Raw genomic sequence first — 16,486 nt, 5'->3', positions numbered from 1 at the left:
ACTGACCGACTTTCCTGCCAACAACCGGCTGATAATCCGCGTGAGCGATAACCAAGACATTCCCGATTCCGAAGGTCCAGAACCGACTGGCGGCCCCACCGGGCCGCAGGGCGGTTTCCAGCGCGTCGACATCGTCGACGAGATGAAGACCAGCTACCTCGATTACGCGATGAGCGTGATCGTCAGCCGCGCGCTGCCCGATGTGCGCGATGGCCTGAAGCCGGTCCACCGCCGTATCCTGTTCGCCAGCCAGGAAGGCGGGTTTGTTGCCGGTCGTCCCTATCGCAAGAGCGCCAAGATCGTTGGTGACGTGATGGGTAACTATCACCCGCACGGTGACAGTGCGATCTATGATGCCCTCGCGCGCATGACCCAGGACTGGTCGATGCGGCTGCCGCTGATCGATGGCCAGGGCAATTTCGGCTCGATGGACCCCGATCCGCCGGCCTCGATGCGCTATACCGAGGCGCGGCTGGCCAAGGTGGCCCATTCGCTGCTCGACGATCTCGACAAGGACACGGTCGACTTTACCGAGAACTACGATGGTTCGCGGCAGGAGCCGACCGTGCTTCCAGCCCGCTTCCCCAACCTGCTGGTCAATGGCGCGGGTGGGATCGCGGTGGGCATGGCCACCAACATTCCGCCGCACAACCTGGGGGAAGTGATCGACGGTTGCCTGGCCTACATGGACAATCCGGCGATCACCTCGGAAGAACTGTTCGAGATCATTCCGGGGCCCGATTTCCCCACGGCGCCGCTGATCCTGGGCCAGTCCGGCGCGCGCAAGGCCTATACCGAAGGTCGCGGCTCGATCATCATGCGTTGTCGTCACGAGATCGAGGAAGGCCGAGGGGACCGGCGCTCGATCGTGCTGACCAGCATTCCCTATCAGGTCGGCAAGTCGGGCTTGGTGGAAAAGATTGCCGAAGCGGCCAAGGACAAGCGGATCGAGGGCATTTCCGACATTCGCGACGAATCGAGCCGCCTCGGTGTGCGCGTGGTGATTGACCTGAAGCGCGATGCCACGCCCGAAGTGGTGCTCAACCAGTTGTGGCGTAACACTCCGGCGCAAAGCTCGTTCCCGGCCAACATGCTGGCAATCCGAGGTGGCCGTCCGGAAGTGCTGATGCTGCGCGACATCATCAGCAGCTTCATCACTTTCCGCGAGGAAGTGATCACGCGCCGCACCAAGTTCGAATTGAACAAGGCGCGCGACCGGGCCCATATCCTGCTTGGGCTGGTAGTGGCGGTGACCAACCTCGACGAAGTGGTGCGGATCATTCGTGGTTCGCCCAACCCGGCCGCCGCGCGCGAAACGCTGGTGACCCGTGAGTGGCCGATTGGCGAGATCGCGCCCTATATCAAGCTGGTCGAGGCGATCGAGCCCAGCGCCGAGGAAACCGGCGGAACCTATCGCCTGTCCGAAGTCCAGGTGAAGGCAATCCTCGATCTGCGCCTGCATCGCCTGACCGCGCTGGGCCGCGACGAAATTGGCGACGAGCTCAAGGAACTGGCGCTCGCCATCGCGGAATACCTCTCGATCCTGGCTGACCGGGCGAAGCTCTATGGCGTGATGCGCGATGAACTGGTTCAGATTCGCGAAGCCTATGCCACGCCGCGCGTTTCCGAAATCACCGCCGCCGCGGACGGGATCGAGGACGAGGACCTGATCGAGCGCGATGACATGGTCGTGACCGTGACCATGGACGGCTACATCAAGCGCACCCCACTCTCGACCTTCCGTGCCCAGAACCGCGGCGGCAAGGGCCGCGCCGGCATGGCGACCAAGGACGAGGACGTGGTGACGAGCATGTTCGTTACCAGCACCCACAATCCGGTGCTGTTCTTCTCGACCGCGGGCAAGGTCTATCGCCTCAAGGTCTGGAAGCTGCCCGAAGGCGGCCCGGCCACGCGTGGTCGCCCGATCGTCAACCTGCTGCCCGCGCTGGACAAGGACGAGACCATCCAGACCGTGCTGCCCCTGCCCGAGAACGAGGAAGAATGGGGCAAGCTCTCGGTGGTCTTCGCTACGGCCAAGGGTAATGTCCGCCGCAACAGCATGGATGCCTTCGCCAATATCCCCAGCAACGGCAAGTTCGCCATGCGGTTCGAGGATGACAGCAATGATCGCCTGATCGGCGTCGCCCTGCTTGAAGCGAGCGATGACGTGCTGCTGGCCACGCGCCAGGGCAAGGCAATCCGCTTTGCCGGCGATGAAGTCCGCGAGTTCCAGAGCCGCACTTCCACCGGCGTGCGCGGCATGACGCTCAAGGGCGATGACGAGGTGATCAGCCTTTCGATCCTGCACCGCGTCGGCACGACTAGCGAAGAGCGCGAGGAATATGTCCGCTTCGCCCCGTGGAAGGGCGAGAAGGAAGGGACGCCGGCGATTCCGGAAGCCCGCATGGCCGAAATGGCCGAGCGCGAGCAGTTCATTCTGACTGTCTGCGCCAATGGTTATGGCAAGCTCAGTTCGGCCTACGAATATCGCCGGACCGGGCGCGGTGGCCAGGGCATCACCAACATCGACAACATTGCCCGCAATGGCCCGGTGGTGGCCAGCTTCCCGGCGGCCCAGGCCGACCAGCTGATGCTGGTGACCGACCAGGCCAAGCTGATCCGCCTGCCGCTGGAAAGCCTGCGCGTGATCGGGCGCGGCAGCGCTGGGGTACGCTTGTTCAACGTGGCTGACGAAGAACACGTCGTCAGCGCGGTGCGTCTGGCCGATGAGGGTGAGGACGGCGGCGATGAGGCGCCGGTCAACGGGGATACGGTGCACTGATGGCGCTGCGGGTCGAACCTTCCGGACAAGCGTGCGGCGCACGCGTTACCGGGGTTGACCTGAAGGCACCGCTCGACAGCCAAACGGTCGCGGCAATTCGCGCCGCCTGGCTGGAGCATCACGTGCTGGCCTTTCCAGACCAGCATCTCAATGATGACGAGCTTGAGCGGTTCACGCTCTGCTTTGGCGAATTTGGCGATGATCCCTTCTTCGCGCCGATTGCCGGACGCCAGCACATCGCTGCCATCCGGCGCGAGGCGGACGAGCAGACCCCGCTGTTTGCAGAGAACTGGCACGCTGACTGGTCGTTCCAGGCTCGTCCGCCCTCAGGCACCTGCCTCAATGCGGTAGAGATTCCGCCCGTCGGAGGCGATACCCTGTTCGCCAACCAGCACGCCGCCTGGGAGGCACTTTCGCCGGATCAGCAGGCGCGATATGCCGATCTGATCGCGATCCATTCGGCCCGGATGCCCTATGCGCCCGATGGCACCTATGGGGCCAGGGACAAGGGCCGCAGCATGGATATCCGGCCCAGCGAGGCGGCCCTCGCGACCCAGACCCATCCGCTAGTCCCGGCCCATCCCGAAACCGGGCGGCGCGGGTTCTATTCGACGCTCGGGTATATCATCGGCATTGAGGACATGGCTCAGGACGAGGCCATTGCGATGCTGATGGAGCTCCAGATCTGGCAGGGCGACGACCGGTTCGTCTATCGCCACCGCTGGGAACCGGGCATGCTGGTAATGTGGGACAACCGCTCAGTCCTGCACAAGGCGACGGGCGGATACGAAGGCTATCGCCGCGAATTGCATCGCACCACGATTGCCGCCTGGAACGGTTAGCCTCCGGCCACTGGACGAAGCCAAACAGATCGTGCCAAAGGGCTTCACTGACCTGGGGAGTGAGCCATTATGAAGACCCGTGCCGCCGTTGCCTTTGCACCGAAACAGCCGCTTGAGATCGTCGAGGTTGACCTTGAGGGCCCCAAGGCTGGCGAAGTGCTGGTCGAGATCATGGCGACGGGTATCTGCCACACCGATTCCTATACGCTGGATGGGTTTGACAGCGAGGGCATCTTCCCCTCGATCCTGGGCCATGAAGGGGCCGGGATCGTGCGCGAGGTTGGCCCCGGCGTAATCAGCGTAAAGCCTGGCGATCACGTGATCCCGCTCTACACGCCGGAGTGCCGCCAGTGTAAGTCGTGCCTCTCGGGCAAGACCAACCTGTGCACCGCGATCCGCGCGACCCAGGGCCAGGGGCTGATGCCCGATGGCACCAGCCGGTTCTCTTACAAGGGCCAGACCATCTTCCACTACATGGGCTGCAGCACCTTTTCGAACTTCACCGTCTTGCCCGAAATCGCCGTCGCCAAGATCCGCGAGGACGCCCCCTTCCAAACCTCGTGCTACATCGGCTGCGGGGTGACAACCGGGGTCGGCGCGGTAATCAACACGGCCAAGGTCCAGGTGGGTGACAATGTCGTGGTCTTTGGCCTCGGCGGCATTGGCCTCAACGTGATCCAGGGCGCGCGGCTGGCCGGAGCGAACAAGATCATCGGTGTTGATATCAACCCAGACCGCGAGGAATGGGGCCGCAAGTTCGGGATGACCGACTTCCTCAATTCCAAGGGCATGAGCCGCGAGGACGTGGTCGCCAAGATCGTGCTGATGACCGATGGCGGCGCGGACTATACCTTCGATGCCACCGGCAATACCGAAGTGATGCGTACCGCGCTGGAGGCCTGCCATCGTGGCTGGGGTACCTCAATCATCATCGGCGTGGCCGAAGCCGGCAAGGAAATCGCCACCCGGCCGTTCCAACTCGTGACCGGACGAAACTGGCGCGGCACGGCCTTTGGTGGGGCCAAGGGCCGCACCGATGTGCCCAAGATCGTCGATATGTACATGGCGGGCAAGATCCAGATCGATCCGATGATCACCCACGTAATGGGGCTGGAAGAGATCAACACCGCCTTCGACCTGATGCACGCGGGCAAGTCGATCCGCTCGGTCGTGGTGTTCTGATGGAACAGGTCTCGGCCTGGCGGAGCCATGGCGGCACGCAGGGCGTCTATACCCACCAGTCGGCCGAGACCGGCACGCCGATGACCTTCTCGGTCTTCGTGCCGGATCACGTGCCGGGGCAGAAGCTGCCGGTGCTGTGGTATCTGTCGGGCCTGACCTGCACCCATGCCAATGTGACCGAAAAGGGCGAGTTCCGCGCCGCCTGCGCGGAGCATGGGGTTATCTTCGTGGCCCCGGATACCAGCCCGCGCGGCGATCTGGTGCCGGATGATGAAGGCTATGACTTCGGCAAGGGCGCTGGGTTCTACGTCGATGCAGCACAAACGCCGTGGTCGGCCAATTACCGGATGCGCAGTTACATCGAGCAGGAATTGCCAGCATTGATCGCCGGGCATTTCCCGGTCGATATGGCGCGTCAGGGGATTACCGGCCATTCGATGGGTGGCCACGGCGCGCTGACCATCGGCTTGCGCAATTCCGATCGCTTTCGCTCGGTCAGCGCCTTTTCCCCGATCGTCAGCCCGCTGAACTGTCCTTGGGGCGAGAAAGCGCTGGGGGGCTACCTCGGCCCGGACAAGGCCGCTTGGCGCGAGTACGATGCCTGTGCCTTGATCGAGGGTGGCGGCCGCCTGCCCGATCTTCTGGTCGACCAGGGTGATGCCGACAATTTCCTGCACGAGCAGCTCAAGACCGGGCTACTGGTCATGGCCTGCCGCAAGGCCGGTATTCCGGCGACGATCCGGATGCAGCCGGGTTACGATCATTCGTACTACTTCATCTCCACCTTCATGGCCGATCACATCGGCTGGCATGCGGCGCGATTGAAGGCGTGACGCGGGCCGAGCGCATCGCCGAAATCTGCGCCAGCCACCGGGGCCGCGAAGGCCCGCTCCTGCCGATCCTGCACGATATCCAGCGCGAATTCGGCTGCGTCGATGCCGAGGCGGAACGGGTCATCGCCCACGAACTTAATCTCAGCCGGGCCGAAGTGCACGGCGTGGTCAGTTTCTATCACGACTTTTCGGCCGAACCCGATCCAAGGCCTTGCATCGAATTGTGCCGCGCCGAAGCCTGCCAGGCGCGCGGGGTGGAGGAACTGGTTGCTTCGGCAGAGGCTGCCGCTGGCGAGCGGGTGCGGCTGAAACCCGTCTATTGCCTGGGCCTGTGCAGCGTTGGTCCGGCGGCCCGGATCGGCGATCGTCTGCATGCGCGGCTCAATGCGGCGGCGCTCGTCAAACTGGTGCAATCGGCATGACGCTGGTGCGGATCAGCGACGACGCCCTGGCCTTGGCCTGCGGGGCGGATGCCGTGGCGGCAGCCTTCGTCGCAGCGGGCTGCACGGTTGAGCGGGTTTCGAGCTGGGGCATGCACTGGCTGGAGCCGCTGGCGGAGATCGACGGGATTGGCTTTGGACCGCTGTTTCCCGAGGATGTTGCAGCAGTGCTCGCCGGAACCTCCGACAAGTGGATTGGCGCGATTGCGGACCATCCCTTTATCAAGCGGCAGCAGCGGCTGACCTTTGCCCGCGCCGGGAAGACGCGGCCGTTGAGCCTGGCCGACTATGCCGCAACCGATGGTTGGTCGGCATTGAACCGCGTAAAATCATTGACTTCGCCAGAGATTGTCGCGGAGGTTACCCACTCGGGTCTGCGCGGTCGTGGCGGTGCCGGGTTCCCGGCGGGGATCAAGTGGCGGACCGTGCTGGAAGCTCCGGGGCCTCGGAAATACGTGGTTTGCAACGCCGACGAGGGCGATAGCGGCACCTTTGCCGACCGGATGCTGATGGAAGGCGATCCGTTCCAGTTGCTGGAAGGCATGGCGATTGCCGCCCAGGCCATAGGGGCGCAACAGGGCTACATCTATGTCCGCAGCGAATATCCGCATGCAATCAACAAGTTGAACGCAGCAATTGAACTGGCCAGTGAACACATTGCCCCCTTCCGGGTCGAGGTGCGGGTCGGTGCCGGGGCCTATGTCTGCGGCGAGGAAACCGCCCTGCTCAACTCGATCGAAGGCAAGCGCGGCGAGGTGCGGGCCAAGCCCCCGCTACCGGCACACGAAGGGCTGTTCGGATGCCCTACAGTGGTACACAACGTGCTCACGCTGGCCGCCATACCGCACATCATGGTGCCCGGCGGCGCGGGCCTGTATGACAGCCTTGGCATTGACCGTTCCAAAGGCACCATGCCGATCCAGCTGGCCGGGAATATCCGGCACGGAGGACTGTTCGAGACGGCCTTTGGCATCACCCTCAACGAACTGATCCATGACATCGGTGGCGGCACCGCTTCGGGTCGACCGGTCAAGGCAGTTCAGGTCGGCGGGCCGCTGGGCGCCTATATCCACCCCAGCCAGTTCGACCTGCCCTTCGATTACGAAGCCTATGCCGGGGCCGACGCGCTGATCGGCCATGGCGGCGTGGTAGTGTTCGACGATACGGCCGACATGGGCGCCCTCGCCCGCTTCGCCTTCCAGTTCTGCGCGGCCGAAAGCTGCGGCAAGTGCACTCCCTGCCGGATCGGTTCGACCCGCGGCGTCGAACTGATCGACCGGATCAGGACGGGCGGTCGCGATGCCGATGCGGTCGAGGCGCTGGCCCAGATGCACAATGCCCGCAAGGACCGCCGCAGCCGCGCCGAAGACCTGCAACTGCTGGAAGACCTGTGCGAGACGATGCAATTCGGCTCGCTCTGCGCGCTGGGCGGTTTCACGCCCTACCCTGTCCGCTCGGCATTGAAGCACTGGCCGGAGGATTTCGCGTGATCCTGGGCTGTGTCCTGGCGGGCGGAACGGCCAGCCGGTTCGGCAGCGACAAGGCGCTGGCGCAGCTCAAGGGACAGAGCCTGCTGGCCCGCGCGGTCGACACCCTTTCGGGCTGGTGCGACGCCGTGGTGGTTGTCGGGCGGGACCAGGCCCCTGCCCCCACCCTGCCCGACTGGCCGAGACCCGGCATGGGGCCGCTGGGCGGGATCGCGGCGGCGCTGCGCCATGGCCAGGATGCCGGTTATGAAACGGTGCTGACCTGCGGGGTCGACGCCCCCTTTCTGCCCGAAAACCTCCCCGAACTGCTCAACCCGGCCCCCGCCTATCTCACCGATCAGCCGATTATCGGCCTGTGGCCCGCCAATGCCGCCAGCGCGGTCGAGGCGATCCTGACGAGCCCCGGCAAGCATTCGATGCGCGCGCTGGCCGAAGCGATCAATGCGCGGCCCGTGCATCTTCCCGCCGCGCCTGCTAATATCAACACGCCCGCCGATCTGCGGGCGGCGGAGACACAGCATGGGCTATGAACCGCAAGCTGATTTCGGCACCCCTGCGGTCCAGTCGGATCAGGCGGTAACGCTGGCGATTGATGGCCGTTCGGTAACCGTGCCCGCCGGCACCAGCGTGATGCGCGCGGCGGCGGAATGCGGCGGTTCGATCCCCAGCCTTTGCGCGACCGACAGCGTCAAGGCCTTTGGCTCGTGCCGGATGTGCCTGGTCGAGATCGACGGGCGCAAGGGCACCCCGGCGAGCTGCACCACCCCGGTCGAACCCGGCATGGTGGTCCACACCCAGACCGCGCGGCTCCAGCGGCTGCGGCGCGGGGTGATGGAGCTCTATATCTCCGATCACCCGCTCGATTGCCTGACCTGCAGCGCCAACAACGATTGCGAATTGCAGGATACCGCTGCCGAAGTGGGCCTGCGCGATGTGCGCTATGGCTATGCCGGGGCAAACCACCTCGGCCTGCCGACCGACGATTCCAACCCCTATTTCGATTTCGATCCCAGCAAATGCATCGCCTGTTCGCGCTGCGTGCGCGCCTGTGACGAGGTGCAGGGAACCTTTGCCCTGACCATCGCCGGGCGCGGTTTCGCATCGAAGGTCAGCGCGGGCCAGGCGAGCGACGATTTCCTGTCGAGCGAATGCGTCTCCTGCGGGGCCTGCGTCCAGGCCTGCCCTACCGCTACGCTGCAGGAAAAGGCGGTGAAGGAAATCGGCAAGCCCGAACGCGCCGTGGTGACGACCTGCGCCTATTGCGGGGTTGGCTGCACTTTCCGCGCGGAAATGCGCGGCGAGCAGCTAGTGCGGATGGTGCCGTGGAAGGATGGCAAGGCCAACCGCGGCCATTCCTGCGTCAAGGGCCGCTTCGCCTGGGGCTATGCCAATCACCGCGACCGCGTGCTGGAGCCGATGATCCGCGAGAGCATCGAGGATCCCTGGCGCGTGGTCAGCTGGGACGAGGCCTTTGCCTATACCGCCCAGCGGCTCAACGCGATCAAGGCGCAGCATGGCGCACGGGCGCTGGGCGGGATCACCTCCAGCCGCTGCACCAACGAGGAAACCTTCCTGGTCCAGAAGCTGGTCCGCGCCGGGTTCGGATCGAACAACGTCGATACCTGCGCACGGGTCTGTCATTCGCCGACCGGTTATGGCCTGAAGACCACCTTCGGCACTTCGGCAGGCACGCAGGATTTCGACAGCGTGATGCAGGCCGACGTGATCCTGGTGATCGGGGCCAATCCCACCGACGCCCACCCGGTCTTTGCCAGCCGGATGAAGCGGCGGCTGCGGCAAGGTGCCAAGCTGATCGTGATCGACCCGCGCCGGATCGACCTGGTGCGGATGCCCCATGTCGAGGCCGCGCATCACTTGCCCCTGCAACCCGGCACCAATGTCGCGGTGCTGACCGCCATGGCTCACGTGATCGTGACCGAGGAGCTGGCCGACGAGGCGTTCATCCGCGAACGCTGCGACTGGGACGAATATCAGGACTGGGCGCGCTTCGTCGCGGACGAAAGGCACAGTCCGGAAGTTCTGGAAGCCGTCACCCGCGTCCCCGCCGCTGACTTGCGCGCCGCCGCCCGGCTCTATGCCACGGGCGGCAACGGGGCGATCTATTACGGCCTCGGCGTGACCGAGCACAGCCAGGGCTCCTCGACCGTCATGGCGATTGCCAACCTCGCCATGGCGACGGGCAATATCGGCCGCCCCGGCGTGGGCGTGAACCCGCTGCGCGGCCAGAACAATGTCCAGGGTTCCTGTGACATGGGCTCCTTCCCGCACGAGCTGGCCGGTTATCGCCATATCTCGGACTCGGCGACGCGCGGGCTGTTCGAGCAGGACTGGGGCGTCGCGCTCGATCCCGAACCGGGCCTGCGCATTCCCAACATGCTCGATGCCGCGCTCGATGGCTCGTTCCGCGCGCTTTACATCCAGGGCGAGGATATCCTGCAGTCCGATCCCAATACCCACCACGTGGCCGCCGGGCTGAAGGCGATGGAGCTGGTCATCGTCCATGACCTGTTCCTCAACGAGACCGCCGGTTACGCGCATGTGTTCCTGCCGGGCAGCACCTTCCTGGAGAAGGACGGCACCTTCACCAATGCCGAGCGCCGCATCCAGCGGGTGCGCAAGGTGATGGAACCTGCCAATGGCCTGGCTGACTGGGAAGTGACCCAGCGCTTGGCTCAAGCCATGGGGCAGGACTGGGATTACCGGCATCCGGCCGAAATCATGGCCGAGATCGCGCGGCTGACCCCCAGCTTTGCTGAGGTATCCTATGACCATCTCGAAGAAGCCGGATCGCTGCAATGGCCGGTCAATGCGGCGGCCCCCGAGGGCTCACCGGTGATGCACATCGATGGCTTCGTGCGCGGCAACGGGCGGTTCGTGGTGACCGACTATGTGCCCACCGACGAGAAAACCGGGCCGCGCTATCCGCTGTTGCTGACGACCGGGCGGATCCTGTCGCAATACAATGTTGGCGCGCAGACCCGGCGCACAGCCAATACTGTCTGGCATGAGGAAGACCTGCTGGAAATCCATCCGGCCGATGCCGAGAACCGCGGGATCAAGACCGGCGACTGGGTACGCCTCGCCAGTCGCACCGGCGAGACGACCCTGCGCGCCGATGTGACCGACCGGGTGGCGCCGGGCGTGGTCTATACCACCTTCCACCACCCGGCGACCCAGGCCAACGTCGTTACTACCGACTATTCCGACTGGGCCACCAATTGCCCGGAATACAAGGTGACCGCCGTCCAGGTAATGCCCAGCAACGGGCCAACCGACTGGCAGGAAAGCTATGCCAGCTGGGCCGAGCGCAGCCGCCGCGTGGCCCGCGAACCGGCGGAGTAGCGGGGTGGACCTCGCCCGGCTGCACCATATGGCCAACCAGATCGCCCGCAATCTGGCCGCGCAGGGCGAGGATGCGGCGATTGCCGCCACGGCCCAACACATCCGCGATTTCTGGGACCCGCGCATGAAGGCAGCGATCCTGGGTGGCGATCGTTCGCCGCTCGATCCGATTGCCCGCGCCGCGCTGGATCGGCTTGATCCGGCCTGAGCAATAGCCGCAGCCGTTTCCGGCGACGATCGGGCGTGCTCTTCTGCTTGGGGACCGGTTACGACGAAGAGCATGCCTTTGCCTTGTCGAGCCGAGGCCAAGCTGGCCCGAGTCGAGTTGCTCTTCAGATCGCAGATGGACAGCCTGCCAAGTCACAGCAAGGCACCCTCAACCGGAATTTCCAAGGCTGAGGATGGTAGCGGAGGAGGGACTCGAACCCCCGACACGCGGATTATGATTCCGCTGCTCTAACCGACTGAGCTACTCCGCCCCGAACAGGCTTTGGCGCCTAAGCGCCCTCGGCAGGCGGCGCACATAGGGTGCGGCGCGCTTGCGGTCAACCACTCACTTGCCGCGAAATGGCCAGACCCTGACCGCCTCCCAATGCGGGTTGCAATAGCGGTGCAGGCCCAGCCCGGTGAACCGGAACTCGCGCGGCTGGATGACCGGTTCAAGCTGGGCCTGGAGCGCGCGGGCGGCCTCCGGCGCGACCTTGTTCTGGATCGTGATGTGCAGGCGCGGTTTCGCCTGGTCCTGGGCGGTCAGCATGCCGTGAAAGTGTTCGGCAATCTCGGCCCTGATCGCCAGCATGGCCGGACTGGAAAGCGCCAGGGCAGTCCCCCGCCCCAGGTTCATCAATCCGGTCAGCGCCACTTCGGGTGGCGGCGTTTGCGCGGTAATGCGGCCAAGGACCGCCGGCAATTCTTCGCGCAGTGAAGGCGCCAGTGCGTGGAACAGGGTGACGTGCGCGGCCAGGTTATTGCGTTCCGGAGGGAAATGCGTGCGGCGCAGGCCATCTGCCCAATTCAGCACGTCTGGCGGCAACTCGGCGGTCACGATGAAGGGTTCAAATGCCATGAGGCCTTATACCCTTGGGGGCGGCGGACCGGGAGGGGTGTGGATGATCCGCCGCCCCTTACCGGATCGCGCCTGGCGAAGCCCGGTTTGGGAGGGATGGGCACCGGATACCGGCAGACTCCGCACGGCACCAATGCACAGATTCGTTTTTGGTGATCGACCCCGCCGATGAAGCGAACGCGCTTGCTCGAATCGGCTTTGCCCAGCACCGTGGCCCAAGGGAGGATTCAAACCATGACCGCACTGCGCCATCGCCGCCTGGCCAGCACTGCTCTGCTTGCCTTTGCTCCGTTGCTGCTGGCCCAGGCGCCCGCACCAGATGCACCGAAGCCGGCCACGGCCGCGACACTCGCCGCCCAGCGCGCCGCTGCGGCGGCGCTGCCACGGGACGATGGCCGCGATGCGGATTTCGCGGCGCGGGGGTTTGTCGGGACGCGGGCCGATCCGTTGATCAAGGCTGCCGATGGCCGGACGGTCTGGAACCTGGCCGCCTATGACTTTGTTGCCGGAGCCGCGCCTGATACGGTGCACCCTTCGCTCTGGCGGCATATCGGCATCTTGCGGCGGCACGGCCTGTTCCAGGTGGCCGATGGCGTCTGGCAGGTGCGCGGGTTCGACATTTCGAACATGACCGTGGTGAGCGGAGCGACCGGCTGGATCCTGATCGATCCCCTCACCACCCGCGAAACCGCCAAGGCGGCGCTGGCACTGGTCAACGAGAAGCTGGGACCACGCCCGGTCACGGCGGTGATCTATAGCCACAGCCATGGCGATCACTTTGGCGGGGTGCGCGGGGTGATCGACGAGGCCGATGTGAAGGCTGGCAAGGTGGACGTGATTGCCCCGGCGCACTTCATGGAAGAAACCGTGTCGGAAAACGTCATGGCCGGGGCTGCGATGGGTCGACGCGCCAACTACCAGTTCGGTGCCGGTCTGGTACCGGGGCCCGCCGGGCAGATCGGCAGCGGCATCGGGACTGCCGTGGCCGCTGGCGAGATCACGCTGATCGCGCCTAGCGACACCATCTACAAGACCGGCGAGACCCGGACGGTCGATGGGGTAGAACTCGAATTCCAGATCGTTTCGGGCAGCGAGGCACCATCGGAACTGAACGTCTATCTCAAGCCGACAAGGACCTTCCTCTCATCGGAAATGACCACCTGTTCGCTGCACAACATCCTGACGCCGCGCGGAGCCAAGGTGCGCGACGCGCGGATCTGGGCCGGTTTCATCGACGAGGCGCTGCAAACCTGGGGGCCGCGCAGCGATGCGCTGATCTCGAGCCATTGCTGGCCGCGCTTCGGCCAGGGCGAGGTGCAATCGGCGCTGGCCGCCAATCGCGACAATTACCGCTACCTGCATGACCAGACAGTGCGCCTGATGAACCGGGGCGAAACCATGCACGAGATTGCCGAGGCGTTGAAGCATCCGCCGGAACTGGCCAAGGACTGGTTCAACCACGGCTACTACGGCACCTACAGCCATAACTCGAAGGCGGTCTACCAGTTCTACCTGGGCTGGTACGATGCCAATCCGGCCAATCTCAACGCCCACCCGCCGGTCGAGCGGGCCAAGCGCATGATGGCGGCGATGGGCGGATCGGCCAAGGCCCTGGCGGCGGCGCGCAAGGCCTTTGCGGCAGGCGATTATCGCTGGTCTTCGGACCTGCTCAGCCAGATCGTCTTCGCCGAGCCGACCAACCGCCCCGCCCGGCTACTGCTGGCCGACAGTTTCGAGCAACAGGGCTATCAGGCCGAAAGCGGCATCTGGCGCAACCAGTTCCTGATGGCGGCCAAGGAGCTGCGCGAAGGGGTCAAGACCCGCGCCACGTCATCGCAGAGCAACGACATGATCGCCGCCGTTCCCACCCAGGAACTGCTCGATTCGGCCGCCACGCGGTTTGATCCGGGCAAGCTGGGCGGGCGCACCCTGGCGATCAACCTGGTGATGCCGGACCGGCAGGAGGCCGCCGGGATCGAGGTGAGCCGCACTACGATGATTGGCCGGTTGAGGCCGGTGGCCAAGCCCGCCGCCACCATCACCGGCCCCCGCCGGATGATGCTGGGCCTGCTGTTCATGAAACTGCCGCTGGCCCAGCTCGAAATGGCCGGGCTCAAAGTCGAGGGTGATCGGGCGGCGGTCGAAGCCTGGCTGGCCGCGATCGATCCGCTGCCGGGCGCCTTCAATATCGTCGAGCCCTAGCGCCCGGTCAGAAGTCGCCCCGGGCCCGCCGGATCGCATACCAGCGCTCAACGTTGGCATTGTGCTCCGGCAGGGTCCGGGCGAACATGTGCCCACCGGTGCCATCGGCCACCATGTAGAGCACGTCGGTCTGCCGCGGGTTGAGCACTGCCGCGATCGATTCGCGACCCGGATTGGTGATCGGCCCCTTGGGCAGCCCGGTCATGGTATAGGTGTTGTAATCGTTGACCGCCTGGATCTCGCTCTGGCGGATGCGGCGCCCGAGCGGCTTGCCCTTGGTGATCGGGTAGATGATCGTGGGATCGGCCTGGAGCATGATGCCCTGGCGGATGCGGTTCGAATAGAGGCCGGCGACCAGACGGCGTTCGCTGGGCTTGCCAGTTTCCTTCTCGACGATCCCAGCGAGGATGATCGCCTCCTGCGGGGTCTTCACCACCGTAGTGGGGCTGCGCTGGGCCCACAGTTCGGCCAGGGTGCGCTGCATCGCGGCCTGCATCCGCAGCACCACGGCCTGGCGGCTTTCGCCGCTCTGGATCTCATAGGTATCGGGCAGGATCGACCCTTCGACCGGAACCTCGATCGTGCCGGTCAACTGCGGATTGGCCATGAGCCGTTCGTAGACCATGATCGAGGGCATGCCCTCGGGCACGGTGAGGAAGCGCCGGAGTACCTCGTCGCCCTGGATGATCGAAAGGATGCGCGAGGGGCTGGCGCCCTTGGGCAGCATGAATTCACCGGCCTTGATCGACGAACCCGCGCCAAAGATCCGCGCCCGCAAGCGGAAGGCCTCGGCGCTTTCGATCGCGCCCTCACGCTCGAGCTTGGTAGCGACGCTGCCCAGGCTGGCCCCGTCGGGCACCACAAAGGCCGTATCCTGCTTGAGCGGGCCACCGGAAAACCAACCGCCGACGAACCAGCCCAGCGCGGCGAGCGCGAGCAGTCCCGCCGCGACAAGCGGCCAGCACCCGCGCCGGAGCAGCATCAGTCTACCAGCGCCTTGACGATCAGCGAGGCATTGGTGCCGCCAAAGCCGAAACTGTTGTTCAGCGCGGCCCGGACGGTGCGCTTGCGGGCCACCTTGGGCACCAGGTCAACACCTTCGGTGCCTTCATCCGGATTGTCGAGGTTCAGCGTCGGCGGCACGATCTGGTCGCGGATCGCCAGGATGCAGAAGATCGTCTCGACCGCGCCGGCCCCGCCCAGCAGGTGGCCGATGGCCGACTTGGTGCTGCTCATCGAAGCGCCCGTCAGGTCATCGCCCAGCACGCGCTTGACCGCGGCCAGTTCGATCGTGTCGGCCATGGTCGAGGTGCCGTGGGCGTTGACATAGTCGATGTCGCCCGGGCCCATTCCGGCCTTACGCAGCGCCATCCGCATGGCCAGCTCGGCGCCCTTGCCTTCCGGGTGCGGCGCGGTGACGTGATAGGCATCGCCCGACAGGCCATAGCCGACCACCTCGGCATAGATCTTCGCGCCGCGCGCCTTGGCGTGCTCGTACTCTTCCAGCACGACCACCCCGGCGCCCTCGCCCATCACGAAGCCATCGCGGTCCTTGTCATAAGGACGGCTGGCCTGTTCGGGGCGGTCGTTGAAGGTGCAGTTGAGCGCGCGGGCCTGGGCAAAACCGGCAATCCCTAGCGGATTGACGGTCCCTTCGGCCCCGCCCGCCAGCATCACGTCGGCATCGCCATCCTTGATCATCCGGGCGGCATCGCCAATCGAGTGCGCGCCGGTCGAGCAGGCAGTTACGACCGCGTGATTCGGCCCCATCAGGCCATACTTGATCGAGACCTGGCCCGAGATCAGGTTGATGATCCGGCCATGGACGAAGTGCGGGCTGACCCGCGAGGGACCCTTTTCATGCAGGACGATCGATTCTTCCTCGATCCCCGGCAGGCCGCCAATCCCGGCGCCGATCGAGCAGCCGGTGCGCAGCTTCAGGTCCTCGTCCATATCGACCAGACCGGCATCTTCCAGCGCCTGCCCGGCAGCATCGAGGCCATAGATGATGAACGGATCGACCTGGCGCTGGATCTTGTGATCGACGCGCAGGCCGGGATCGAATCCCCAAGAGTGATCGGCCGGCTTCACCTCGCACGCGATGGTGCACTTCTGGTTGCTGGCATCGAAGCGAGTAATCGGGCCCGCGCCGGACTTGCTGGCGATCAGGTTGGCCCAGGTCGTTTCCACGTCCCCGCCCAGCGGGGTCACGAGGCCCAGTCCGGTAACCACAACACGGCGCATGCACTTCTCCGGATATGCGACAGGCCCAGTCCCTTGCCGGGGCTG

13 protein-coding genes and 1 tRNA gene are annotated in these 16,486 nt (G+C 65.2%); 10 read left to right on the top strand and 4 right to left on the bottom strand.

All coding sequences use genetic code 11. From position 1 onward, the window contains the following. Nucleotides 1-40: 40 nt before the first annotated feature. From gyrA to O9281_RS05970, 9 genes are all read left to right on the top strand, one after another. A complete protein-coding gene (gene gyrA, locus O9281_RS06010; protein ID WP_298183734.1) occupies nucleotides 41-2,782 on the top strand; it encodes a DNA gyrase subunit A in 2,742 nt (913 codons plus the stop codon). Continuing rightward, nucleotides 2,782-3,624 (top strand): TauD/TfdA family dioxygenase, encoded by an 843-nt coding sequence (locus tag O9281_RS06005; RefSeq protein ID WP_298183733.1) that lies wholly within the window; start codon nucleotides 2,782-2,784, stop codon nucleotides 3,622-3,624. Before gyrA ends, O9281_RS06005 begins: the two co-directional genes overlap by 1 nt. A gap of 69 nt (nucleotides 3,625-3,693) precedes the next feature. Further along, the gene (locus O9281_RS06000; RefSeq protein ID WP_298183732.1) at nucleotides 3,694-4,806 is read left to right on the top strand and encodes an S-(hydroxymethyl)glutathione dehydrogenase/class III alcohol dehydrogenase; all 1,113 of its coding nucleotides are present in this window, start codon (nucleotides 3,694-3,696) and stop codon (nucleotides 4,804-4,806) included. After that, nucleotides 4,806-5,639 (top strand): S-formylglutathione hydrolase, encoded by an 834-nt coding sequence (gene fghA, locus O9281_RS05995; protein ID WP_298183731.1) that lies wholly within the window; start codon nucleotides 4,806-4,808, stop codon nucleotides 5,637-5,639. The genes O9281_RS06000 and fghA overlap by 1 nt, the downstream gene beginning before the upstream one ends. Then, nucleotides 5,636-6,061, top strand: coding sequence for an NAD(P)H-dependent oxidoreductase subunit E (locus tag O9281_RS05990; protein WP_298183730.1), 426 nt, complete (start codon nucleotides 5,636-5,638; stop codon nucleotides 6,059-6,061). The genes fghA and O9281_RS05990 overlap by 4 nt, the downstream gene beginning before the upstream one ends. Further along, nucleotides 6,058-7,569, top strand: a complete 1,512-nt coding sequence (locus tag O9281_RS05985; RefSeq protein WP_298183729.1) for an NADH-ubiquinone oxidoreductase-F iron-sulfur binding region domain-containing protein — start codon at nucleotides 6,058-6,060, stop codon at nucleotides 7,567-7,569. The genes O9281_RS05990 and O9281_RS05985 overlap by 4 nt, the downstream gene beginning before the upstream one ends. After that, entirely contained in the window at nucleotides 7,566-8,096 is a 531-nt protein-coding gene (locus O9281_RS05980; RefSeq protein WP_298183727.1) for a molybdenum cofactor guanylyltransferase, read from the top strand. Before O9281_RS05985 ends, O9281_RS05980 begins: the two co-directional genes overlap by 4 nt. Continuing rightward, a complete protein-coding gene (gene fdhF / locus O9281_RS05975) occupies nucleotides 8,086-10,929 on the top strand; it encodes a formate dehydrogenase subunit alpha (protein WP_298183726.1) in 2,844 nt (947 codons plus the stop codon). The genes O9281_RS05980 and fdhF overlap by 11 nt, the downstream gene beginning before the upstream one ends. Before the next feature lie 28 nt (nucleotides 10,930-10,957). Next, the gene (locus O9281_RS05970) at nucleotides 10,958-11,137 is read left to right on the top strand and encodes a formate dehydrogenase subunit delta (protein WP_298183935.1); all 180 of its coding nucleotides are present in this window, start codon (nucleotides 10,958-10,960) and stop codon (nucleotides 11,135-11,137) included. 194 nt (nucleotides 11,138-11,331) lie between these two features. Here O9281_RS05970 and O9281_RS05965 read toward each other — a convergent pair. Together O9281_RS05965 and O9281_RS05960 are read right to left on the bottom strand one after the other, a co-directional pair. Further along, nucleotides 11,332-11,408, bottom strand: a tRNA-Met gene (locus O9281_RS05965). Nucleotides 11,409-11,482: 74 nt separating this feature from the next. Next, the gene (locus tag O9281_RS05960; protein ID WP_298183725.1) at nucleotides 11,483-11,995 is read right to left on the bottom strand and encodes a 2'-5' RNA ligase family protein; all 513 of its coding nucleotides are present in this window, start codon (nucleotides 11,993-11,995) and stop codon (nucleotides 11,483-11,485) included. 234 nt (nucleotides 11,996-12,229) lie between these two features. On the opposite strand from O9281_RS05960, the gene O9281_RS05955 reads away from it, so the two are divergent. Then, nucleotides 12,230-14,197, top strand: a complete 1,968-nt coding sequence (locus O9281_RS05955) for an alkyl sulfatase dimerization domain-containing protein (RefSeq protein WP_298183724.1) — start codon at nucleotides 12,230-12,232, stop codon at nucleotides 14,195-14,197. A 7-nt stretch (nucleotides 14,198-14,204) separates the two neighbouring features. Here the strand turns inward: O9281_RS05955 and mltG are convergent, their stop codons facing one another. Both mltG and fabF read right to left on the bottom strand, forming a co-directional pair. Beyond that, complete coding sequence (gene mltG / locus O9281_RS05950) at nucleotides 14,205-15,179, bottom strand: endolytic transglycosylase MltG (protein ID WP_298183722.1); 975 nt, start codon at nucleotides 15,177-15,179, stop codon at nucleotides 14,205-14,207. Continuing rightward, complete coding sequence (gene fabF / locus O9281_RS05945; RefSeq protein WP_298183720.1) at nucleotides 15,179-16,441, bottom strand: beta-ketoacyl-ACP synthase II; 1,263 nt, start codon at nucleotides 16,439-16,441, stop codon at nucleotides 15,179-15,181. Before fabF ends, mltG begins: the two co-directional genes overlap by 1 nt. Nucleotides 16,442-16,486 lie beyond the last annotated feature (45 nt).

Origin of the sequence: Novosphingobium sp., assembly GCF_027531025.1 — a bacterium.
Classification (GTDB): Bacteria; Pseudomonadota; Alphaproteobacteria; order Sphingomonadales; family Sphingomonadaceae; genus Novosphingobium.
Note: the sequence above shows the minus strand (reverse complement) of the source record. Positions and strands in the feature narration are given on the sequence as shown.

Coding starts and splice junctions, on each gene's coding strand:
- O9281_RS06000 (WP_298183732.1), top strand. CDS start 3,694: ATGAAGACCCGTGCCGCCGTTGCCTTTGCACCGAAACAGCCGCTTGAG.
- O9281_RS05960 (WP_298183725.1), bottom strand. CDS start 11,995: ATGGCATTTGAACCCTTCATCGTGACCGCCGAGTTGCCGCCAGACGTG.
- mltG (WP_298183722.1), bottom strand. CDS start 15,179: ATGCTGCTCCGGCGCGGGTGCTGGCCGCTTGTCGCGGCGGGACTGCTC.
- O9281_RS05955 (WP_298183724.1), top strand. CDS start 12,230: ATGACCGCACTGCGCCATCGCCGCCTGGCCAGCACTGCTCTGCTTGCC.
- fabF (WP_298183720.1), bottom strand. CDS start 16,441: ATGCGCCGTGTTGTGGTTACCGGACTGGGCCTCGTGACCCCGCTGGGC.
- O9281_RS05970 (WP_298183935.1), top strand. CDS start 10,958: ATGGCCAACCAGATCGCCCGCAATCTGGCCGCGCAGGGCGAGGATGCG.
- fdhF (WP_298183726.1), top strand. CDS start 8,086: ATGGGCTATGAACCGCAAGCTGATTTCGGCACCCCTGCGGTCCAGTCG.
- O9281_RS05985 (WP_298183729.1), top strand. CDS start 6,058: ATGACGCTGGTGCGGATCAGCGACGACGCCCTGGCCTTGGCCTGCGGG.
- fghA (WP_298183731.1), top strand. CDS start 4,806: ATGGAACAGGTCTCGGCCTGGCGGAGCCATGGCGGCACGCAGGGCGTC.
- O9281_RS06005 (WP_298183733.1), top strand. CDS start 2,782: ATGGCGCTGCGGGTCGAACCTTCCGGACAAGCGTGCGGCGCACGCGTT.